This is a genomic window from Spirosoma sp. KUDC1026, assembly GCF_013375035.1.
In the GTDB taxonomy this organism is placed as follows: domain Bacteria; phylum Bacteroidota; class Bacteroidia; order Cytophagales; family Spirosomataceae; genus Spirosoma.
The window spans coordinates 5,077,215-5,099,236 of the sequence record NZ_CP056032.1; the positions used below are offsets into that span (position 1 = coordinate 5,077,215).

The following is a 22,022-nucleotide window of genomic DNA, read 5'->3' on the forward strand; positions in this document are numbered from 1 at the left end:
ATCAGATACCATAAAAAAGGAGCCCAGTAAACTTTACCGGGCTCCTTTTTTATGCGCCATTTGCCAGCTGTGAACAGAGCAGATGTCTGTCTTCGCAACTGTGGTTCTGATACTATTCAGGCTTTGGAGGGTGCTACACCGATTTGCTTTAATATACCAAGCTCGTCGGAACTACCCCAGCGTTCAACCATTTTCCCGTCTGCGAACTTGCTGATCTGCATCCCCCGAATCTTGATTGCTTTCCCGGTTGGAGCCACGCCCATAAAGTCTCCTTTGTGCGTACCCGTTGCCGTATAGGCAAAGGCTACATTATCTTCATCGGCCACAAGTTGCTCTACAGTCAGCTTAAAATCTGGAAAGGCCGTACGCATCATCGTAAAAAAGACAATATATCCGTTGGGGCCGGGTTCCTGACTAGGAGCCGGGTCATGGTCAACGGACGACTCAGCCACCAATTCATAAAACTCCTCCAGATTTCCCGTATTGACGGCTTCACCAAATCGTTTCTGGGCCGCAATGTTTGTCTCTTTACTCATGCTGATTGTTGTTTACAATGTAGTCATACAACACCTTCTAAGACAATCTGTTTTGGCGGATCAGTTATTTTAGCCGCTTTGCTGATGACACAAATACATAAATAAGCGTAACGTCAGTACAGAAGCTCGTCCAATCGTCGGTTCATAACCATTTATTTAAGTAGTCGTTTTTTAGCAATCAGGCTATCATTTACCGCGACAATCCTAACGTCGACTGGGACTCGAATCCGGAATCGTATGTGATTGAGAAGAAAACGGTCACGGCCCAAAAAAACTCCCGCTGCACCTGGCTAAAGGGGGCGGGTGCGCCCGCCATCCAGTTTGTCCGCCAGAAGTGATTTCTGACTACAGATTTTCAGAGAAAGAAAATGGGCATAAACTCGTCGGTTTATGCCCATTTCGCTGTAACAACGTATGACTTGTTTTACACCCGCATCGCATCTTCTTCATCCTCCAGACTGGCACCAGTGATGCCCTCGGAGATTACTTTATGACCAGATACGTTCGGAGTGTCATGAGTAGGGCCGGGGCCGCTACCGTCCAATGCGTAGGCAATTGAGGCTGACAGATCGTCGGGCGCGATTTTCGCGGGGTCCTCTACGGGTTTAGGATACTGCTCTCCTGCCTGTTGGTTGATGATTTCCTCATCGGCAGTCGGATCAACATCCATACCGGTGCTGACGTACCGAGAACTACCGCCTGTCAAATCGCTGGAATCAGGAATGAATAAGCGCATGAGTACATTGAGTTTAGTTCTGAACCCATAACGCGCTGAGGCACCCTCCTGTTCTAAAGAATCTTACTCTTCGTCGAGCTGGCGAACCAGGATCTTATCAATCCGGCTTTTGTCCATGTCAACGATCTCGAATTTGAACTGCTGCCACACAAATGTTTCGCCGGTCTGGGGAATATCCTGCAGAATGTGCAGGGCAAAGCCTCCCAGCGTATCGAACCCGGTCAGATTTCGGCGATTCTCGGCGCTGATGACAATATCGAAGTAGGCAACAAATTCATCGAAAGGCAACTGCGCATCAATCAGGAAGCTGCCGTCTTCGCGGGCAACGATTTCGTGCTCATCATCGGCATCGTCGGTAATGTCGCCCACCAGCACGTCCAGAATGTCGTTCAGCGTCACCATACCCAGAATACCGCCATATTCATCGACAATGATACCGACGTACATTTTCCGCTCCCGGAACCGTTCCAGCACCTGATAGGCCCGGTTGTTTTCGGGAATGAACAGGGCATCGCGTTTGATCTCCATCAGCCGCAGCAGTTCCGTATCAAGATCTTTCCCCAGAAAGTCTTTCGAGTAAATCAGCCCGACTACGTCATCGACGCCATCCCGGCAGAGGGGAAAAACCGAGTGTTTGTATTGCAGCACTTTTTCCCGGTTTTCGGCCAGGTCGTCATCCAGATCCAGATAGACAATTTCCTGCCGGTTAGTCATCAGCGACGTAATACGCCGGTCGCCTAACTGGAATACGTTCTGAACGATTTCCTGCTCGATTTCTTCAATCGTTCCGCCGGAGGTTCCCTCCTGAATCATACTCTTGATTTCTTCCTCGGTAACCGCGCTTTCATTCGGCCGGACCTGTAGAATCTTGAGCAGAAGATCGCTGGAAAACGTCAGGAGCGTAATAAAGGGCGATGTTACTTTCGACAGCAAAATCATGGGTGCGGCCACCGTTTTGGCAATCCCCTCCGGATTCGACAGGCCAATCCGTTTGGGGACCAGCTCGCCTAACACCAGCGACAGATAAGTCAGGACCAACAGAACAAGCACCACGGCCACCGTATGGGCATAGGGACGTAATATCTCTACCTGCACCACGGCGTTCTGTACGTCGTCGGTTAGCTTGTCGCCGGAGAAAATACCCAACAGAATACCAATGAGTGTGATACCAATCTGTACCGTCGACAGGAAGCGGTTGGGGGAGTTCGCCAGATCGAGGGCTACCTGCGCCCGGCGGTCGCCGTTTTTGGCCGCCGTTTCTAGTTTGGACCGACGTGATGAAACCAGTGCAATTTCTGACATGGAGAAAACTCCATTCAGCAATGTCAACACGAATATTATGAGAATCTCCACAAAGGGAATGAGGTTGTCCAGCGCAAAAATAAAGAAACCGGTCAGGTTTCCTACTCAATCGCTCGTGTTACAAAACGCCGGTTTCATTACTTTTACAGTTCGAACCGTTCCTGTTCCAATGATTGTTTTTCTGAACGACCGTCCCATTCGGCTCGTTGGCGCCAAAACCGCTAAGCAAGTTGCCCCCACAGACAGCAAACCGCTGAGGGATTACGACCAGATTGTTGACGCCCGGCTGGAAACCCTGAAGCCCGAAGCGCTGCAGGGTCACCTCCTGATCTTAAACACTACCCCTGCCCTGATTGCCAAACTCCTGACCCTCCTGCAAACGGATGCTATCAGTGATTTACTTTCGGTTACGCTTTCCTGTCTTAACAAAACCGACTGCGAAACGGCTATCAAAAAGCCCTTCAAGATCATTAAAGCTGCGGGGGGCGTAGTGATCAAGAATAAAAAAATGCTGCTGATGTTCCGCCGGAGTGTCTGGGATCTGCCCAAGGGCAAACTGGACGACGGTGAATCGTCGCGGCAGGGAGCCGCCCGGGAAGTGGAAGAAGAAACCGGTGTCCGGGTTGCCGTAGGCGAACGAATCTGCACGACCTGGCACACGTATAAGCTAAACGGCAACCGCATCCTGAAGCGCACCAAATGGTACCTGATGAGCGTCCTGGACGACCGGAACATGGCTCCTCAGGAAGACGAGGATATTGAGCAGCTAGCCTGGCTGGATCAGCGGCAAACCAAAAAAGCGCTGACAAACTCGTTCAGTTCCATTCGCTATGTGATCGACGAAACCAATAAACTCATCGGGTAACGATGAGTTTATTGGTCAAAGCTTGTAAGGCAGGAACGTATCGACCGGCTGTCCGTAGCGGTGAAGATCCCGTACAATACTGGAGCTGATAGGGGCCAGATCGGGGGACGTAATTAGAAAAACGGTTTCTATTTCGTCGTATACGTAACGGTTAACCTGGGAGATGCCATTCTCGTACTCAAAATCGGTGGTATTGCGCAGCCCCCGCAGCAGGAATTTAGCGCCTTCATTGCGGGCAACCCGGGCGGTCAGATCCTCGTAGCTGATCACCCGTACCGCCGGATGAGCTTGGAAGGCCCCTTCGATGAGTTCCATCATTTGATCCAATGGAAAGTAACGCTCCTTACGTGCGTTTCGCCCAACCCCGATAACGACTTCATCGAACAGCTTCAACCCACGCAGCACGATATCTTCGTGACCTTTCGTAAACGGATCAAACGAGCCGGGAAACAACGCAATTCTTTTCATAGAGCTGAAATAAGGAGCACAAAGAACGGTAGAGAATAAACGTAAACCAGCAACAGACCGCAGCATCTTCGCGGCTTCGTTCGTTTCTCGCTTACTTTCTTCGGTTGGCAGCTAGGTTGTCAGCAGTGTCAGCCCGTACATACTCAGGTAGCGGTGTTCGGGTACGTCGTCGAACGCACTGTCCAGACGCAGGCTGGGTGGTGTCTGCCCAAACGACAGGTGGGCCAGAAAACGACTTAACTCAGCGAAAGAATCGGCAAAGGGCGTAATCTCGCCGTATAACGTAACAGGCACTTCCGCTGGATTCATCTGCTGCTCGTCCAGTACATACAGGATGTAATACGTTAGATCCTGCGGGTTCTTATACCCAAAGCGATTACAGAAATGCAGCTTGTGGTCCTGACGGCAGATGACCGTGACAAACTCATCCTCGAAATATAGCCATACACCCTGCGGGGTCAGCGAGCGTTTGTCCAGATCGGCCGTCGCCTGAATCAGGGCGCTGGTCTGGTGCACGAACCGAAGCGGCTGCAGCGGATAGATCTCCGCGAAATAGTCAGCCAGCGGGTGCGACAGGTTGAATACCGACAAAAATCCTTCGTTTTCGTGCAAATGCGCCTGCGCAAACTCGTGAGCGGGTAAAGCGCTCCCCCGCATCAGCGCCAAGTAGCTACCGGCATACTCTTTTCGGTATAATGGCTGAGGGACCAGCGTAAACGAAGGGGAATTCAGCGAAATCCGGATCTCCTGCCACGGCCCGGCGGATAGCACCGGATGATTCTGGAAGACCTCGGGCAATACTTCCGTGAGCGGACGCTCGGTCAGCATCGACGGAAAGGTGTATTCTTCCAGATACCCCACCTCCCGCTGTTTGTTCTGCACCATGAACCGCAACCGGTCGCGCCCAATTTCCAGGCATAGCACCGACTGCCCAACCTGAGTCGGCTCAAAGGAGTCAGCACGAATTAGTATGGTCGGGGTGAGCATATCTGCGGTTTTCACGACGGGGCGGCAGGGGGTTGACTTTCGAACGAAGCAGGCAAGCTACTTAAAAAGCAGAAACGACCAAAAGAATTAATGCCCCAGGTAACCCCGCAGCCGAAAAACATCATCCAGCGAATTGCAGTACTGAAACAAGGCGTGTGCTTCTTCAGCCGGCAGCTGCTTAATTTCATCAAACGTCATCAACCGCACTTCTTCGATGATCTGCTCGTCGATGCCCATTTCGGGATCGAGGCCCATCCGCAGGGAACCGCCCACCGCCCGGACGGTAAAAAACAACTCCAGCGCATGCAGCGGGGGCAACATAAACTCGTTGACGAAGAGCATCTCCCCGACTTCTACGTCTAGGCCGGTTTCTTCGGAAAACTCCCGGACCAGCGCGTCGGGTGCCTTTTCGCCAAACTGTGCCCCGCCCCCCGGCGGACACCAGAAAGTGTCAGAAGGATTGATACCGCGATGGCGTACCATCAGCAGTTTATCGTCTTCACAGTATAGGCCACACACACGCAGCCGAAGCCGATTACCATATAGTTTCAACACCTCTTCCCGGGGCTTGTCAAGTACCTTCGTCACAGTTACGTCACTAGTTAGAACTGCAAAGGTAGCGGTTTTACGACGTTGGGCGTATGGGAATCGTGTATTCGGCTGCGTGCACCAGGTGACTGCCCCGTGAAAACGGGGACTGCCAGAGCGATCCGAACTAGTATGGACTGCCCGAAATGTAACTTTCGAGCGATTCGATCCGGATTTTCTGATCCCGGATAATGGCAGCCACAACGTCGTTGATGGATATTATTCCCTGCAGTTCGCCTTCTTCCATAACGGGCAGGTGGCGAATGTGCTTCTCCGACATAATGACCATACATTCCTCCAGCCGCTGCTGGGGCTCAATCGTGATCACCTGGCGGGTCATTACGTCCTCGATCAGGGTGTCGTTTGAGTGGCGTCCCTTCAGGATCACTTTGCGGGCGTAATCGCGTTCGGAGAAGATTCCGGTTAGTTTGCCGGCATCGACAACCAGTACGGCCCCGATGTTTTTTTCCGCCATTAACTCAAGGGCGGCCAATACGGTCTGTCGGGATGACACCGAGTAAAGTGCATTTACAGATTTAGCCTGTAGAATTTGACGTATATTCGTTGATTATTAAAGGTTTATAAAAAGTGAAAGTAGACAAAAGGAAATACAAAAAACACGGGTATCCACTTTTTTTCTTTGCGCGATCCTGCTTCTGATAGTATCAGATATCCTTCATATTCTGCCCCTTTTTTCGTAACTTAGATGCATGAACGATACTCTGTCGGCGGCTCAGTTACTGGCCAAACGCTTTCCTTTCAAACCCACTCCCGGACAGTTACAATTCTTTGATCAGATTAGTACGTTCATCACACCGGAGGAGCAGGAGCGATACCGGGATTGCTTTTTGCTACGTGGCTACGCCGGTACCGGTAAGACGACGCTGGTTGGTACCCTCATTAAAGTACTGCCCCGCTTTGGCTACAAATCCATCCTGTTGGCGCCTACGGGTCGGGCCGCCAAGGTGATGTCGAACTACGCCAAAAAACCCGCCCAGACCATTCACCGCAAAATTTATCGGCAGGTGGCCGATCCGGGTTCGGGTACGCTGGCGTTTCAGCGGCAGAAAAACTACCACGAAGACACGCTCTTTATTGTCGACGAGGCATCCATGATCTCCGACGAAGCCGACTTTGGTGGCAAAGGTCTTCTGACCGACCTGATTGATTACGTATTCGAAAACCCCGGTAATAAACTGATGCTGGTGGGCGATACGGCGCAGCTCCCCCCCGTTGGCCGTGAACTCAGCCCCGCGCTGGATCGTGGTTTCCTGGCTAGCTCGTTCGACATGACCGTCTTCGAACAGGAGCTGACTGAAGTTATGCGCCAGGATGAAGAATCGGGCATTCTCTATAACGCTACGGAACTGCGCGTCCTATTGGGCGATGCCGAGCGTAGCGACGCGACTCCTAAAGCCGTGGGCTTCGACGCCCTGCTGAACGACAGGCCAACGGTACCTGAGCTCGACGCGCCCGACATCCGACTGAACGTGCGTTCTTTTGGGGACATCTATAAAATGCCGCTGAACAAGCTTGAAGACGGCATTCAGTACGCTTACAATAAATACGGCCGCGAAAACACCGTCATTCTGTGTCGGTCAAATAAAACGGCGGTACAGTATAACCAGTTTATCCGGCGTATGATCGACCAGTGCGAAGACGAGCTCGACACCGGCGATATGCTGATGATTGCCCGGAACAACTATACGGTACTGGACGACGATTCGCCCGCGGGTTTTCTGGCCAATGGTGAATTTGCCGAGGTGCTGAAGATTCGGAACAAGGAAGAAATGCACGGTTTCCGCTTTGCCACCGTTACGCTGCGTCTGGTCGACTACGAAGATCAGCCGGATTTCGACGCCAAGATTCTGCTCGATACGTTGTACTCACCTGTCCCGTCGCTGACGTCAGATCAGTACAAGGCACTCTACGAAAGCGTGCAGCGTGATTATTTCTACATCAAGAGCAAGAAAGAACGAACGGAAGCTCTCCGTCGGGATCCGTACCTCAATGCGTTACAGGTGAAGTTTGCCTATGCGCTGACCTGCCACAAGGCGCAGGGTGGTCAGTGGAACGCGGTCTTTATCGATCAGGGCTTCCTGCCCGATGGCCAGGTCAACAATGAATTCGTGCGTTGGCTGTATACGGCCCTGACCCGCGCTACGGACGAAGCTTACCTGATGAATTTCAATCAGCAGTTTTTTGGTTAAAACCGTTGGGCGCAAAAACCAGTTAGAGGTAGGGTTATACACAACGATTTTGGTATGTCTATCGACTGGATTATGAGCGCCTGTATTGGCGTTGGTTTGGCGGCCTGCTGCGGCTTTCGGGTATTTGTCCCCCTGCTTCTGGCCAGTCTCGCTACCAAGCTGGGTATTGTTCACACGATGGCCGGATTTGAGTGGCTCAGTGGCTGGCCAGCGCTGGTGGGTCTGTCTGTAGCGACGATTTTCGAGGTTGGTTCGTATTACATTCCCTGGCTCGACAATTTCCTGGATACGCTGGCGACGCCCGCGTCGATCATCGCCGGTACAATTCTCAGTTCGTCCTTTCTCTTCATCGACTCGCCGGTTATTCAGTGGGGGCTGGGGCTGATCGTTGGGGGTGGCTCGGCCGGGATTGTGCAGGCCGGCACCAGTTTGTTACGCCTGGGGTCAACCGCTACAACCGGGGGCGTTGCGAATTCGGTACTGGCTACTGGAGAGAATGCCGCTTCGGTTATTCTGTCTATTTTAACGATCCTGCTCCCGTTGATTGCTGCCGCCGTTATCGGTATACTCCTCGTGTTTGTTATTAGCCAGCTGGCCGCAAAACGCAAAGTCTGGTTCACACGCGGCAAACGGGGAGCGGGTACATTTACGAACGTCCCCCGCAGCCCAACGAATCTTAACTGACATTGACTGTTCTTAATCGTGCCGACGTATAGACAATGTATGACGCATCATAGATATAACGGGAGACGTTTTTACTTTGTCTCACTGCCTTCTGACCCTGTTAGCATGAGCTAGAAAGGATAAAGCTTTTTATTCGACTTTTGGTACAGGTGTTGAATAGTATCAGCCTGCGCGGTGTATGGGTTCAATACTTCCCCAACAAAAAGAGTTGTCGAGTTTTGGCCATTAGGAACTACGTATTTAATAGACCCTACCTGCCCGTATTGAATTATCAAACTCTGGTCGTTGATGTCCGCTGAAACATGGTTGATGTCAGTTTGTGTCTCGTATAGTAGTCGTTGAATCGAATCGTTCCTAAAGAAGACGGCTACATTACCCTTCTGATCGGTCCCAATCGATAACTGCTGACTGTAGCCTTGAGTTTGTGGTGTATTTGTTCGGGTAGGGCTTGTTGTTTTGATCCATTCCCAGGTACCTCGTGTACCGCCAGCAAGTGTGTACAGTTTGGCTTTGTCGGAAGGACAACCGAACAAAAAAAAACATAGACAAACAAGCCCAATTTGAAGAAAATTAATTTTGGTCATGGCCGTGCCCCAACATTAATTTTAAGTGCGGTATCGTATAGATCACCGCTTTTAGAGAAGCCGCTTACAACATAGTAACCATCAGCGCTGCCATAATTGGCATGTCCTCACTTCATACTATAATACAAGCTGCCCGATCCTCTACTATAGTAGTCCCGCTTTTTTGTATTACTCCTTGAATCGGCCAGAGTGGTTGCTGACTTAGCTACCTGCTCAGTAGCGGGCATGAAGGCAAAAAACTGTTGTCAGTTCACCGCATCGGCTCCAAGTTCAAGGCAAGATGCTTTTACTGGTGATATGTCAGACTAAAGCGCTCAGCCAGATCACTAGTAAGCATGACCTGTATCCACAACTAGTGTATATCCCCCCGGTAGCCCGTTCCTGGCGCTGGAATGACAAATAAAAACGCAGAAGCCCCATCAGAAAATCTGATGGGGCTTCTGCGTTCGTTCGAATACTCTATTCAACTACAACGTAGCGACCGTCCGACGCACGAAGGCGGTCAGGTCGGAGCCAGTCAGCATATTCTGCGACAGCAGGGCCAGATCGTACAGTTGTTTTACCAGCGCCTTTTGTGAATCACCTTCTGGCTCGGCCAAGACTTTTCCGATCAGCGGGTGATTGGCGTTTACAACGACGTTGTAGCCCAGCGGCAGGTTGCCGTAGAACGACTGCTCACCCGACAGGGCCGACATGTCCTTCATCCGGCGCATGAACTCGGGCAACGTAATGGTTACGGGCAGTTCGTCGGTGGGTTGCGCTTCAACGCTTACGGTCAGCATTTTATCATTGAGTACTTCGTCGAATACCGTTTTCAGCTTCGTTTTATCCTCTTCCGATAGAACGCTTTCGTTCGCCAGTCCTTTGTCGATCAGTTTGTCGAGCGTATCAGCATCAACGCGCTGGAAACGTACTTTCTCCAGCTTCGACTCGAGGGCGTTGATGAAGTGTGCATCAATCACGTTATCCATCAGCAGCACATCGTACCCTCGGCGACGCGCCGATTCGATATAAGCGTCCTGATGTTTCCGGTCGGTGGTGTAAAGCAGGGTCAGTGTATCGTTTTTATCCGTCTGGTTGGCCTGCGTTTTTTCGCGGTATTCGTCCAGTGTACTGAACTCCCCTTCCGTGTTTTTGAGCAGTACGAAGTTTTTGGCTTTCTCCCAGAATTTTTCGTCGCTCAGAATACCATATTTGATGAACAAACCAATGTCGTCGAACTTCTCTTCGAACGCTTTGCGGTCCTGATTGAACAGGTCGTTCAGTTTATCGGCGACTTTCCGGGTGATGTATCCATTGATTTTTTTAACGTTCGAGTCGGCCTGCAGGAAGCTCCGCGATACGTTCAGCGGGATATCGGGCGAGTCGATTACGCCGTGCAGCATCATCAGGAAGTCGGGCACTACGTCCTTCACCTCATCGGTAATGAATACCTGGCGGCTATAGAGCTGGATTTTCTCCCGCTGGAAACGCAGTTCGTTTTTAACGCGGGGGAAATACAGAATCCCAGTTAGGTTGAACGGATAGTCCACGTTCAGGTGAATCCAGAACAGCGGCTCTTCGCTCATCGGGTATAGTTCCCGGTAGAAGTTTTTGTAATCTTCGTCGGTTAGATCAGACGGCGATTTGGTCCAGATGGGGGCCGTATTATTGATCGTTTCGCCGTCGAACTCGATGGCTACGGGCAGGAACCGGGCATATTTGTCTAGGATACCCCGCAGACGAGCTTTATTCAGAAACTCTTCAGAATCCTCGGCAACGTGCAGAATAATGTCGGTGCCCCGTTCGGTACGTTCGGCTGGCGTCAGCTCAAACTCCGTCGATCCGTCGCACACCCAACGAGCGGCCTCAGCGTTTTCCCGGTATGATTTAGTGACGATTTCCACTTCACTGGCCACCATAAACGCCGAGTAGAAACCTAGTCCGAAGTGGCCGATGATCTGCCCCTTATCGTCGGTTTTGTCCTTATATTTCTCCAGGAAATCGGTGGCGCCGGAGAAGGCAATCTGGTTGATGTATTTCTTGATTTCATCAGCCGTCATCCCGACGCCATTGTCACTGATCGTAATCGTTTTGGCTTCTTCGTTGAGCGAAACGGTTACTTTCAGATCGCCCAGTTCGCCGTTGAACTCGCCAAACGACGCCAGCTGACGCAGTTTTTGCGTAGCATCGACCGCATTGGAGACCAGCTCACGCAGGAAAATTTCGTGGTCTGAATACAGGAATTTTTTAATGATCGGGAAAATATTCTCGGTATGGATCGAGATCTGCCCCTTTTCGCTTTGTACGGCTTCCATAGCTATGACTTAGAAAGGAATTGGTTAGTAGTAGCCCTTGGACAAATCCTGTTCCAGATACCTCCCGGCTGACACATTGACAGAGTTAAAATCTCATCCGCCCTGCAACCCTTCCTGATTCGGCAGACTTCCTGCACAAAAGACCGAACGGGGAGCAGACTACGGCTGTTGTACCAATGTATGCTTACTCATTCGTACACCGACATTTCTCTACCTGAGCTGGAACAGCTTCGCCAGCAACCCAATACGGTCGTTATCGACGTGCGTGACGAATGGGAGTTCGAGGAATTCAACATTGGTGGCCTGAACATTCCCCTTTCCGACATACGAAACCGGAGCGCGGAGTTTCAGGATTACAATACGCTGATTGCGATCTGCACCAACGGCGTCCGCAGTCGGGTAGCAGCCAAAGATTTTCTGCGCCAGCCCCATTTGCAGAACAAGAAAATTTACCACCTGCGGGGCGGCATCATCGAAGCCGAAGACTAATTACGTAACGATTGTAAAGTTACGCTGGGGGGCCTTATCCTGCTTGGGCAGGGCAACATTAAAGATTTCGTGTACGTTAATCCGGATGTTCCGGGAGATTTGGTCCAGAGGCAAGTCGTTCTGCTCAGTGCCAAAAGGTTCTTCAATTTCTTCTCCGATCATTTCCAGCCCAATCAGTACGTATGACATGACCAGTACGGCCGGGATGGTGATGTATCCGTACACTTCCAGAATGGAAAACGGCAGCAACGTGACGAAGATCAGGATAAAGAGCTTGATGAAGAAGCTGTAGGAGAATGGAATGGGTGTGCTTTTGATCCGCTCGCAGATCCCCGCTACGTTCAGAAAGGTCAGCAGCATATCACTCAGGTTAATCAGCTGAGCGTCGGTAATGACCCCCTCCCGATAGAGACCTTCTACCCGTTTCCGGAGTTGTACCACCACCGCATTGGGCAAATGATCAAACCGTTTGATCTCGTCGAAGCTGTCGGTAACTTCCAGTTCTTCAATTATCCGGTTGTCGCGCAGGTGATTTTTCAGCGCGAAGGGAAAATTGGCAATTGTCTTCGTAAAGAAATACCGCTCGGCCTGCCGGTTAGCCGGTAGTATGGCATCAATGGCCACAGCCAGGTTCCGGCAATTGTTTACCAGACTTCCCCAGGCCGTTCGGCCTTCGTAAAAGCGATCGTACGCCGTGTTCGTACGGAAAATGAGCAGCAGACTCAACAGAATCCCCAGAGCTGAGAAGAACTCGGTAGGCGTGTTGGTTAACCGCTGGTGCAAATAGGAGATTTCAAATACAGTCACAAAAGTGACGTACACCAGCACGATAAGAAGCCGCTTCAGCAGCGAAATGATCGTTTCTCCGGTGTGGAAATACCAGATTGCTTTGATCCAGTCGGTCTTTCTATAGGTGATCATGCAGGGGAGCCAAGGCAGTCACCTCAGGCGGGGTTTGGTGTAGATCTTTTAAAGAACGAATGCGTTACAGGTTTATTTGTCCCGTGAACACTCGTTTTGCCGGACCAATCAACTCAATATCATTGAACTGCGTATCAGCCAGCCTAGCAAAGGACACCCGCAGATTCCCGCCAATCGTTTTGATAGCGACCGGCCCTGCTACAGCCAGTTGCTGGCTGGCGGCCAGCGCTACGGCCGTTACCCCCGTTCCACAGGAATAGGTTTCGTCCTCAACGCCCCGCTCATAGGTTCTAACGTAAAGCGTTCCGTCCGCCAAAGGTTCGACGAAGTTGACGTTGGTTCCTCCGGGCGCAAACGTATCGCTGTAGCGGATCGCCCTGCCTTCTTTCACTACGTCCAGCGAATCGAGATCACTCACAAACTCTACCACGTGGGGTGAGCCCGTATTCAGAAACGTCTTGCCATCGCGTGGAGTAATCCCGCTGACGTCGCTCATTTTCAAGAACACCTCATCGTCGGAAACAGTGGCGGTGTGCTCACCGTCGACGGCGATGAAGCGTGTTTTCTCCGAGAACAGCCCCAGATCGTACGCAAACCGAACTATGCACCGGCCGCCGTTACCACACATGCTGCCCTCGGCCCCGTCGGCGTTGAAGTAGATCATCCGGAAATCGTAGTCCGGATCATTACGTAGCAGAATGAGCCCATCGGCACCGATACCAAACCGCCGGTGGCATAACCGTTCGATCAGCGCCTGATCATGTTCGGGAAAACGGTTCCCGCGGTCATCGATCATGACGAAATCGTTGCCGGTACCCTGGTATTTGAAGAAATCAACAGTCACGTTGGAGCAAGCTTATGGTAGAGTTACAAAGTTGCAACACCAATAGACACAAAAAAAGCCGTCTTCTCAGACAGCTTTTCGATTTTTTTTGCGGGTACGGGCGCTTAAGCCGCTGCTGCTACTTTAACTTTTGGCTTACGCTCTTTCAGACGAGCAGCTTTACCCTGACGGCCACGTAGGAAGAACAACCGAGCCCGGCGAACTTTACCCATCCGTACAACTTCAACTTTGTCAACGTTTGGCGACAGCAGCGGGAAAATCCGCTCCACACCAACACCGTTCGATACTTTCCGCACGGTGAACGTTTCGCCACCGCTGCTTGGGTTCCGGCGCTGAATAACCGTGCCCGTAAATACCTGAATACGCTCTTTATTTCCTTCGCGGATTTTGACGTGAACGTTCACCGTATCGCCCGCCCGGAAATTAGGCAGTTCGGCGCGACGCTGCGCGTTGTCTGCCTCCACTAATTTAATTAACTCGCTCATGACCTTATATATATCGCCGGAAAACTATTTGCGAAATGAGCCGCAAAGATAGCAAACTTCTCGGTGGGAGAAAATACTTTTGCAAAATTACGTTATGTAAATCGCGCTTTCCTGTATGAAAATCCTCAATGTCGACCAGATTCACGCGCTCGATCAATCGACCATCAAAAATGAACCCATTGCCCCCCTGAATTTAATGGAGCGGGCTGCCCTCGCTTTTGTCGATTGGTTCGTCAGTAACTTCCCCAGCACCACCGCCACCAAGATCTTCTGCGGCCTAGGAAATAACGGGGGGGATGGCCTGGCGATTGCCCGTCTGCTGCTGGAGCGGGAATACCCCGTCGACGTTTTTGTGGTTCGTTACGCCCCGCGCGAGTCCGACGACTTCATGCATAACCACCGGCGGCTCAAGCTCATTACAGAGAACGTTCATTACCTGGAATACTCGCGCGACATTCCACCCATTCGTCATAACGACGTCATCATCGATGCGATCCTGGGTTCTGGTTTATCCCGCCCCACCGAAGGCATCGTCAAGTACACGATCGAAGCCATTAACCGGGCGCCAGCGATGGTCGTGTCGGTTGATATTGCCAGCGGCCTGTATACTGACAAACCCAACGCAAAGGGTGATACGATTATTGAACCCGACCATACCGTTACGTTTCAGCTGCCCAAGCTGGCCTTTCTGCTGCCATCGAACGGTAAGTATGTTGGCGACTGGCATACGGTCGATATCCGATTGCATAAACGCTACATCGACCTGGCCCCCACGCCTTATTTTTATACCCAACCGCACGAAGCCAGGCTATTGCTCCACAAACGCGACCGCTACTCGAACAAAGGTTCGTTTGGTAAAGCGCTGCTTTTTGTGGGGAGTTACGGAAAGATAGGAGCGGCTGTTCTCTCGGCTCGGGCCTGCCTGCGTTCGGGGGTTGGTTTACTTACGGTCCAGACGCCGGGTTGTGGTTATTCCGTCCTGCAAACGGCCGTTCCGGAAGCTATGTGCCGCCCCGACACGAACGAGCATGTCCTGACGGGGGCCAGTGAAGTAGACACTCCCCCCCCGGCTGACTACACAACGGTAGGCATTGGCCCCGGCATTGGAACCGCCGATGAAACGTTAGCGATGCTCCGTGAGCTGCTGCCCGGTCTGAAAAAGCCAATGGTTGTTGATGCCGATGCGCTGAACCTGCTGTCGAAGAACCGGGAAATGCTGGAGCAGCTTCCGCCCAACAGCATACTGACCCCCCACCCCAAAGAATTCGAACGTCTGACTAGCACCTGGACAGACGATTATCAGAAACTGGCCATGCTGCGCGAGTTTGCGCAGAAATACAAGGTCGTAGTTGTGCTGAAAGGCGCCCATACAGCCGTTGCTACGCCCAATGGTGAAGTGCATTTCAATAGCACGGGTAATCCTGGCCTGAGCACAGGTGGCACTGGCGACGTCTTAACGGGCGTATTGACAGCTTTGTTAGCGCAGGGATACGACCCAGTTGAAGCGGCAGTGCTGGGCGTGTATGCACACGGGCTGGCAGGAGACCGGGTAGCGAGCCAGCACGGCCAGATCGGTATGACAGCCTCGGATATTGTTGACGCCTTACGCTGGAATTAGCGCATGATCTCTATAGCCGTAGTGTAGATATTCTGCCACACTTCTGTTGATTTTTTACCCTATTGACCTATTCAGTTTTCAGCACTTGCTTTTTATTAAGGATCGACTAATCAGACTCTTGGGCTATTTCTGATAACCAGATGTTTATTAAACGGCACTATACGTAACGCGGTCTCAAATTTGTTTACGTGGTAGACACACTTATCCTGTTTTTCTACGTATCCTATGAAACCTACTGCACAACGGGATTGGCGTACCGTCCGGTCATCTCGCCAGAATCGTTTTAGTCTTGATCAGACATCAGTTATTGGCGGCCTGACGATTGCTCTGCTAACCTACATTACCTACCATTTTATTTACCCGCTCATCTCGAAAGGGCTGCTCTGGTAAATCAGTTATACTGTTTAGTAATAAAGCCCGCTGGCCATAACCAGCGGGCTTTATTACGTATATGAAGTTCAGTTAACGAAGAATCTGGTACGTAGCGAAGGCTGATACATAAGCCAGAACCATCATAAATGCCAGCTGCACGGCTGGCCAGGTCCAGCTACGGGTCTCACGCTGGGTAGCGGCCAGCGTGCTCATGCACATCATGGCAAAAACGTAGAAAATAAGCAGTGACCAGGCCACAGCGGTAGTGTACATCGGTCCACCAGTTTCCGGATTACGTTCCTGTTTAAGTCGCTCACGGATCGTGACGCCTTCCTCATCGCCGTCGCCAATGCTATAGATAGTGGACATAGTGCCGACAAACACCTCGCGGGCGGCAAAAGAACTGAGCAGGGCGATACCGATTTTCCAGTCGTAACCCAGTGGTTTGATAACTGGTTCGATAAAGTGCCCAAACCGACCGGCGTAGGACGACTCCAGCCGCTCCGAGGCAATGTAATTCTGTAAATCTTCGTCAGCCAGCGTTTTATTTTCCTGCCGTACCCGATCTTCGGCCTGTTGCATCGAATTGCCAGGACCGTAGCTCGCCAGGACCCACAGGACGATAGAAATCGCCAGAATGACCCGACCTGCTTCCCAGACAAACGAGCGAACGCTGTCCCAGACCGTAATGCCGACATGGTTCCAGCGGGGCAGCTTGAACGTAGGCAGCTCCATAATGAAGAAACTCCGTTCTTTAGTACGCAGGATCAGTTTCAGAACAGCCGCAGACAGCAGGGCACTCACTAGGCCCAGCAGGTACAGCCCCATCAAGGCAAAGCCCTGCAGGTTAAAAATACCCAGCACCCGCTGGTTTGGTACTACCAGCGCGATAAAGATCGTGTAGATCGGCAGTCGGGCCGAGCAGCTCATAAGTGGCGTAACCAGGATCGTAATGAGTCGGTCGCGCCGGGTACCGATGCTCCGGGTTGTCATAATAGCGGGGACGGCGCAGGCCACACCCGAAATCAGCGGCACTACACTACGTCCATTCAGACCAAATTTGCGCATGATCCGGTCCATGATTACCATCACCCGCGACATATAGCCCGACTCTTCGAGCAGCGAGACCAGCAGAAACAGAAAAGCAATCTGCGGGATAAATACCAGAATACCGCCTATCCCCGCCAGGATTCCGTCGGTTAACAGATCGGTCAGCGGGCCACCGGGAAGCCGGGATTTTAGCTCGCCGTTCAGCCAGGCTACGCCTGAATCGATGGCATCCATGAACGGTTCGGCCCAGGCAAAGATTGCCTGAAAGATCAGCAGCAGGATCAGCGCGAAAATAGCGTAGCCCCAGACCGGATGCAGCAGCACCCGATCCAGTTTCTGGGTCCAGGTGACCTGGTTACGCGGTCGCTTTTCAGTAACAGCCTCGGCAACAATAGTGGCAATACGTTTGTAGCGCGTAATGGTTTCGTTAGCCTGAAACGGCGTTTCCTGAAACTGGTGCCGGTCGATAAGAGCGTCCAAACCTACCCGTTGCTCTTGATTCAGGAACGTAAAACCGTCGTGCTGAATCAGATACTGCAGGGTCAGATAGTTGTTATCCAGATGATAGGATTCGCGGGTTTCCTCGATCAGCGAACGGGCTTCGTCGGCAGGATCAAAAAATAGTTTCTCAGCGTAGATGGGCTCGGTTAATTGTCCCTGCACCGCTTTTTTCAGCGAATCGACCCCCTCTCCGGTCCGGGCGTTGATCCGGGCGACCGGCACGCCCAAGCGCATGGCCAGCCGGGTCGCGTTGACGTCTTTCTCCTGTTCCCTGGCTACATCGAGCATGTTCAGGGCCAGTACCGTCGGCACGCCCAGATCGGCAACCTGCGTAAACAGCAACAGGTTTCGGTGCAGGTTTGATGCGTCAACGACAACGATGATAACGTCCGGATAATCAGGATGACCTGGATTGGCCAGGATGTCCGTTACGAGCTGTTCGTCGAGAGACTTGGGGTAAACGGAATAGATACCGGGAAAATCGACAACGGTCGTGCTGATCTGTTCATTCACCGCCCACGTACCGGACTTGCGGTCCATGGTGACGCCGGGGAAGTTTCCTGTTTTCTGACGCAGGCCCGTCAGTTGGTTAAATAAAGACGATTTTCCCGCATTGGGATTACCAATGAGGGCGATGGTAGGCGACGATTTCAATTTACTTTACGGTTTACAGCGCACCGTTTACCGGTTTGGAACTGAGCAAACAGTACAACAGCAAACGGTTAATTCTCAATCAGAATCGTAGCGGCTTCTGATTTGCGCATCGACAGGCAGTAGCCTGATACGTCCAGGCAGAGTGGATCTCCCAATGGAGCTTTGCATTGCAGACAGATTTCAGCCCCGGGCAGACAGCCCATTTCCAGCAGTTTCAGGGACATAATCTGATCGCTGAACGACTGAATAGTGGCCCGTTCTCCAATTTTTAAATCAGCTACGCTACGCTTACTCATATACTGGCTTCTGACCGGCAGACCTCGACCCGCGCCTTATTTAGATTCAATTTAATTAACACAAGATTACGCCAGAAAATTTGTCGGAGCAAACATTTTCGCAAAAAAGCTGGCTGCCCGGACCATTGGCTAGGTGAATCCGGACGCAATCCTTTCTCCCCTCCGCCCGTCTTCTATTCCGATTACTTTTGTAGTTCACTCCTTCTTACGCAGTCACGTTTATCAATCTATGCTACAACCACTACAGCGCCTTTCCTTTTTCCTGTTCATTCTTCTGGTCAGTAGTGTTCAGGCCCAGCCTCCTGGTAAGGCAGCAGCCCAAACAGCCCGGCTCACCACCGACCTGTTAAACGTTCCTGGTGGTAACTCGGCTACTGTTCCTTCCGAGGTTCGGGGGCTCGACAAACTGACCCGTTTTCAGATGCGGGGAGATCGTATTGCCATCGAAGCGGTGGCCGCTCCTGGCTGGGACGCTAATTCCCTCCTACAGGCGTTGCAGGGGCTGGGGCTAACGGACGGACGAGCGTATAACCAGCTGGTTTTCGGATACATACCGATAAATCAGTTAAATATCCTCAAAACGATTCCCGCACTACGGTTTGTCCGGCCTGCTTATAAGCCAGTCCATAGCGCAGGGCGCGTTACATCGCAGGGCGACAAGGCCCAGAAATCCGATCTTGCCCGGCAACGGTATGGCCTGACAGGAACCCGGTCTAAAATTGGGATTCTCTCCGATTCGTATGACGCACGGGGTGGTGCGGCTGCGGGGGTTGCCTCGGGCGATCTGCCTGCCACTGTTCAGGTACTGGAAGAGTATCGGGAACCCGACGCATCCGATGAAGGCCGGGCGATGGCCGAGATCGTCCACGACGTAGCACAGGGAGCCGCTATTGCGTTCAATACTGCGTTTACGGGTCAGGCTGGATTTGCGCAGGGCATCAGGAACCTGGCCGCAGCGGGTTGCAACATTATTGTTGACGACGTCAGCTACTTTGCGGAGCCGTTTTTTCAGGATGGCGTTATTGCGCAGGCCGTCGATGACGTCGTGACGAATAACAACGTAACGTATTTCTCCTCGGCAGGCAACTCCGGGCGATCGTCCTACCAGAGCACGTACCGGAACGGTGGTCAGTTAACTCATCCAACCTATGGCCTGCTGGGCAACGCCCATAATTTCGGCGGAGGAGACATTTACCAGCGTATTACGATTCCGGCCGGTGGTCAGGTCATTATTGGTTTTCAATGGGATGATCCCTTCGCGTCGGTCAGTGGCGGGGCCGGAGCACGTACCGACATGGATCTGCTGGTGTATTACAACGGCATGCTGATTCCGTTTTTGTCGGCAGCGAACGCCAACATTGGGGGCGACCCGGTTGAGATTACGGGGTACGCTAATACCTCAAACGCCCCGATCAGCATCGACCTTGTCCTCGTCAAATACGAAGGTCCCGATCCAGGGCTGATCAAATGGATCAACTTCGGCAGTACCGTTGATGTTGAATACGATACCCAGAGTTCAACCACGTTCGGCCACAGCAACGCCAGCCGGGCCATTGCCGTGGCGGCCGCTCGCTACACAAACACCCCCGCCTTCAATTCTTCGCTCACCACGGCGCTTGTCGAAGATTTTTCGTCGGCGGGGGGCACACCAACGCTGTTTACCACGACGGGTGCTCGGATCAACGGGATTACGGGAATCACCCGGCGTAAACCGGAACTTACCGGCCCTAATGGCGGCAATAACACCTTTTTTGGCGACGACTTTGAAGGCGACGGCTTTCCTAACTTCTTCGGTACGTCGGCTTCGGCCCCCCACGTTGCGGCCGTTGCTGCGCTGCTACAGGAACGCGCCGGAAATAGCCTCGCTCCTAGCAGCGTACTAAGTCTGCTGGAAGAAACGGCGCTGGACATGGACGACCCGCTCACGCCTGGTTTTGACGTAGGCTTTGATTACCGGACCGGCTACGGTTTTGTGCAGGCCGACCAGGCCATTCAAGCCATCGCGACTGGTCAGCCGCTGGCGCTGGTACAGCCTTTATTTAATTGTCAGACGGGTGCCCTGACGTACCAGACAACCGGCGGAGACGGCTCCCGCATTGAGTATCAGGGCATCGGCATTACCGATTGGAATCCAAACCCGAACCAGTTTCTGGACGCGCCCGTCCTGGCCGATCAAAACTCAAAAACGGTGTTATTGAAAGCACGGCAGAGCGGTCGCGAAGTGACGTATTTGTTTGATTTCCGGGCATACTGCCAGGGCAGCAACGGCAACCAGCCGCCCGTACTGGCTATCCCTATCGAAAACCAGTTTGCCCAGCGCGGCACGTATTTCGCGTACCAGTTCCCAGCCAATACCTTCTCAGACCCCAACAACGACGTGCTGACGTACACGGCTACAGGTCTGCTCGACGGTTTGACATTCGACGCTGCCAACCGACGGATCAGCGGCACACCTACGCAGGCCGGAACATTCCCCGTAACCATCGTGGCTACTGACGCCGGGAATCTATCGGCGCAGGCGATGTTTACCCTGACGGTAGCCCCCAACGGGAACACGCGTCCGCTGGCGCTCATTGCTCCGTTATATGACTGCGGAACAGGCGCCATTACGTTCCGGACCGTTGAAGGTGATGGCACGCCTGTAACGTATTTCGCCATCGGCATTGCCCGCACTACCCCCGCGGATGCATCTGGTATTGTTGAAGCCGAACTGCGGGCCGACCCCAAACCGATTGTTATCCAGGCTACACAAAGCGGCACAACGGTCAGCTACACCTTCGACCTACCGGGTGCCTGTGGCGCTACCAACGGCAATTTCAGACTAGTTGAACCAGCTTATAACTGCGCAACGGGCATCTTTACCTTTCAGGTGGTCAACGTAGCGCCGGGAAAAACGGTAGAATATTACTCGGTGCCGGGAATCACGGGCTGGAGCACCAACCCGACCCATCCGTTTAACGAAGACCTGCGCACCGCCGGTGATGTCAAGCCGTTCACGCTGCGGGCCCGCTACGTTGGCGAACCAGCGTCGGAGGTAACGCTGGAGTGGGTACGCCCGGCCCCCTGCTCAGCGGGTGCCCGCTTAGCCGCAGCCGACGTCACGTTGCAGGTCATCGTCCTGGAAAACCCAACGGCAAGCGAGTTCGTCGAATTTAATGTAACGGGTGTACAAGGTCCATCGCTGCAACTCCGCGTACTGGATAGCCGGGGGGCATTGATTAGCGACCAGTATGTTAAAACGAACGACAGCACCAGTCGCCAGCGGGTTTCTGTCGGGCATTCGCCAGGTATTTACCTACTGTACGTTGGTACCGATATGCAGCAGAAAACAGTAAAAATTATTCGGCAGTAAACCGTTTATTCGTTAGTCAAAAACACAAATCATCCCGAATCTTGTCTCCATGGGTGGACGGCAAGCGTTCGGGATGATTTGTGTTTCTCTAAAGGAGGTTTTTTTGAGATTGCCAACGTATAAGTAAAAACGTACTTTGACCAACGTAATGGCACTTATACAACAGTAATGACTACCCGTTTA

General features: G+C 52.3%; 20 protein-coding genes. 7 read left to right on the plus strand and 13 right to left on the minus strand.

Annotated features, from left to right (window positions below; genetic code table 11):
- Nucleotides 1-116 precede the first annotated feature (116 nt).
- The 3 genes from HU175_RS21285 to HU175_RS21295 all read right to left on the minus strand — a co-directional run bounded on the left by HU175_RS21285 (nucleotide 117) and on the right by HU175_RS21295 (nucleotide 2,574).
- Entirely contained in the window at nucleotides 117-536 is a 420-nt protein-coding gene (locus HU175_RS21285; RefSeq protein ID WP_176568488.1) for an ester cyclase, read from the minus strand.
- A 424-nt stretch (nucleotides 537-960) separates the two neighbouring features.
- The gene (locus HU175_RS21290; RefSeq protein ID WP_176568489.1) at nucleotides 961-1,272 is read right to left on the minus strand and encodes a hypothetical protein; all 312 of its coding nucleotides are present in this window, start codon (nucleotides 1,270-1,272) and stop codon (nucleotides 961-963) included.
- A gap of 63 nt (nucleotides 1,273-1,335) precedes the next feature.
- A complete protein-coding gene (locus HU175_RS21295; protein WP_255433078.1) occupies nucleotides 1,336-2,574 on the minus strand; it encodes a hemolysin family protein in 1,239 nt (412 codons plus the stop codon).
- 169 nt (nucleotides 2,575-2,743) lie between these two features.
- On the opposite strand from HU175_RS21295, the gene HU175_RS21300 reads away from it, so the two are divergent.
- A complete protein-coding gene (locus tag HU175_RS21300; RefSeq protein ID WP_176568491.1) occupies nucleotides 2,744-3,439 on the plus strand; it encodes an NUDIX hydrolase in 696 nt (231 codons plus the stop codon).
- Nucleotides 3,440-3,454: 15 nt separating this feature from the next.
- Here HU175_RS21300 and coaD read toward each other — a convergent pair whose 3' ends face one another.
- From coaD to HU175_RS21320, 4 genes are all read right to left on the minus strand, one after another.
- Nucleotides 3,455-3,907, minus strand: a complete 453-nt coding sequence (coaD, locus tag HU175_RS21305) for a pantetheine-phosphate adenylyltransferase (protein WP_176568492.1) — start codon at nucleotides 3,905-3,907, stop codon at nucleotides 3,455-3,457.
- 111 nt (nucleotides 3,908-4,018) lie between these two features.
- Nucleotides 4,019-4,909 carry a DUF3822 family protein gene (locus HU175_RS21310; protein ID WP_228724234.1) on the minus strand — a complete coding sequence of 297 codons (891 nt, stop codon included), beginning with the start codon at nucleotides 4,907-4,909 and terminating at the stop codon, nucleotides 4,019-4,021.
- Nucleotides 4,910-4,981: 72 nt separating this feature from the next.
- Nucleotides 4,982-5,482, minus strand: a complete 501-nt coding sequence (locus tag HU175_RS21315) for an NUDIX domain-containing protein (protein WP_228724235.1) — start codon at nucleotides 5,480-5,482, stop codon at nucleotides 4,982-4,984.
- Nucleotides 5,483-5,609: 127 nt separating this feature from the next.
- Nucleotides 5,610-5,996 carry a CBS domain-containing protein gene (locus HU175_RS21320; protein WP_228724236.1) on the minus strand — a complete coding sequence of 129 codons (387 nt, stop codon included), beginning with the start codon at nucleotides 5,994-5,996 and terminating at the stop codon, nucleotides 5,610-5,612.
- Between the two features lie 196 nt (nucleotides 5,997-6,192).
- Here HU175_RS21320 and HU175_RS21325 point away from each other — a divergent pair, with 196 nt between their 5' ends.
- Nucleotides 6,193-7,692, plus strand: coding sequence for an ATP-dependent RecD-like DNA helicase (locus HU175_RS21325; RefSeq protein ID WP_176568493.1), 1,500 nt, complete (start codon nucleotides 6,193-6,195; stop codon nucleotides 7,690-7,692).
- 54 nt (nucleotides 7,693-7,746) lie between these two features.
- Nucleotides 7,747-8,376, plus strand: coding sequence for a DUF4126 domain-containing protein (locus HU175_RS21330; protein ID WP_228724237.1), 630 nt, complete (start codon nucleotides 7,747-7,749; stop codon nucleotides 8,374-8,376).
- Between the two features lie 1,051 nt (nucleotides 8,377-9,427).
- Here the strand turns inward: HU175_RS21330 and htpG are convergent.
- Complete coding sequence (gene htpG, locus HU175_RS21335) at nucleotides 9,428-11,257, minus strand: molecular chaperone HtpG (RefSeq protein ID WP_176568494.1); 1,830 nt, start codon at nucleotides 11,255-11,257, stop codon at nucleotides 9,428-9,430.
- A 180-nt stretch (nucleotides 11,258-11,437) separates the two neighbouring features.
- Here htpG and HU175_RS21340 point away from each other — a divergent pair, with 180 nt between their 5' ends.
- A complete protein-coding gene (locus tag HU175_RS21340) occupies nucleotides 11,438-11,746 on the plus strand; it encodes a rhodanese-like domain-containing protein (protein ID WP_176568495.1) in 309 nt (102 codons plus the stop codon).
- Here the strand turns inward: HU175_RS21340 and HU175_RS21345 are convergent, their stop codons facing one another.
- The 3 genes from HU175_RS21345 to rplS form a co-directional block, all read right to left on the minus strand.
- Nucleotides 11,747-12,667, minus strand: a complete 921-nt coding sequence (locus HU175_RS21345; RefSeq protein ID WP_176568496.1) for a bestrophin family protein — start codon at nucleotides 12,665-12,667, stop codon at nucleotides 11,747-11,749.
- Between the two features lie 64 nt (nucleotides 12,668-12,731).
- On the minus strand, nucleotides 12,732-13,511 hold the full coding sequence (gene dapF / locus HU175_RS21350) for a diaminopimelate epimerase (protein WP_176568497.1): 780 nt from the start codon (nucleotides 13,509-13,511) through the stop codon (nucleotides 12,732-12,734).
- 104 nt (nucleotides 13,512-13,615) lie between these two features.
- Nucleotides 13,616-13,996, minus strand: coding sequence for a 50S ribosomal protein L19 (gene rplS, locus HU175_RS21355; RefSeq protein ID WP_176568498.1), 381 nt, complete (start codon nucleotides 13,994-13,996; stop codon nucleotides 13,616-13,618).
- A gap of 115 nt (nucleotides 13,997-14,111) precedes the next feature.
- Here rplS and HU175_RS21360 point away from each other — a divergent pair, with 115 nt between their 5' ends.
- Together HU175_RS21360 and HU175_RS21365 are read left to right on the plus strand one after the other, a co-directional pair.
- On the plus strand, nucleotides 14,112-15,614 hold the full coding sequence (locus tag HU175_RS21360; protein WP_176568499.1) for an NAD(P)H-hydrate dehydratase: 1,503 nt from the start codon (nucleotides 14,112-14,114) through the stop codon (nucleotides 15,612-15,614).
- Nucleotides 15,615-15,839: 225 nt separating this feature from the next.
- On the plus strand, nucleotides 15,840-16,004 hold the full coding sequence (locus HU175_RS21365) for a hypothetical protein (protein WP_176568500.1): 165 nt from the start codon (nucleotides 15,840-15,842) through the stop codon (nucleotides 16,002-16,004).
- Between the two features lie 72 nt (nucleotides 16,005-16,076).
- Here the strand turns inward: HU175_RS21365 and feoB are convergent, their stop codons facing one another.
- Complete coding sequence (gene feoB / locus HU175_RS21370) at nucleotides 16,077-18,191, minus strand: ferrous iron transport protein B (RefSeq protein ID WP_176568501.1); 2,115 nt, start codon at nucleotides 18,189-18,191, stop codon at nucleotides 16,077-16,079.
- A gap of 68 nt (nucleotides 18,192-18,259) precedes the next feature.
- On the minus strand, nucleotides 18,260-18,487 hold the full coding sequence (locus tag HU175_RS21375) for a ferrous iron transport protein A (protein ID WP_176568502.1): 228 nt from the start codon (nucleotides 18,485-18,487) through the stop codon (nucleotides 18,260-18,262).
- A 229-nt stretch (nucleotides 18,488-18,716) separates the two neighbouring features.
- On the opposite strand from HU175_RS21375, the gene HU175_RS21380 reads away from it, so the two are divergent.
- Entirely contained in the window at nucleotides 18,717-21,839 is a 3,123-nt protein-coding gene (locus HU175_RS21380) for a putative Ig domain-containing protein (protein ID WP_176568503.1), read from the plus strand.
- The last annotated feature ends 183 nt before the right edge of the window (nucleotides 21,840-22,022 follow it).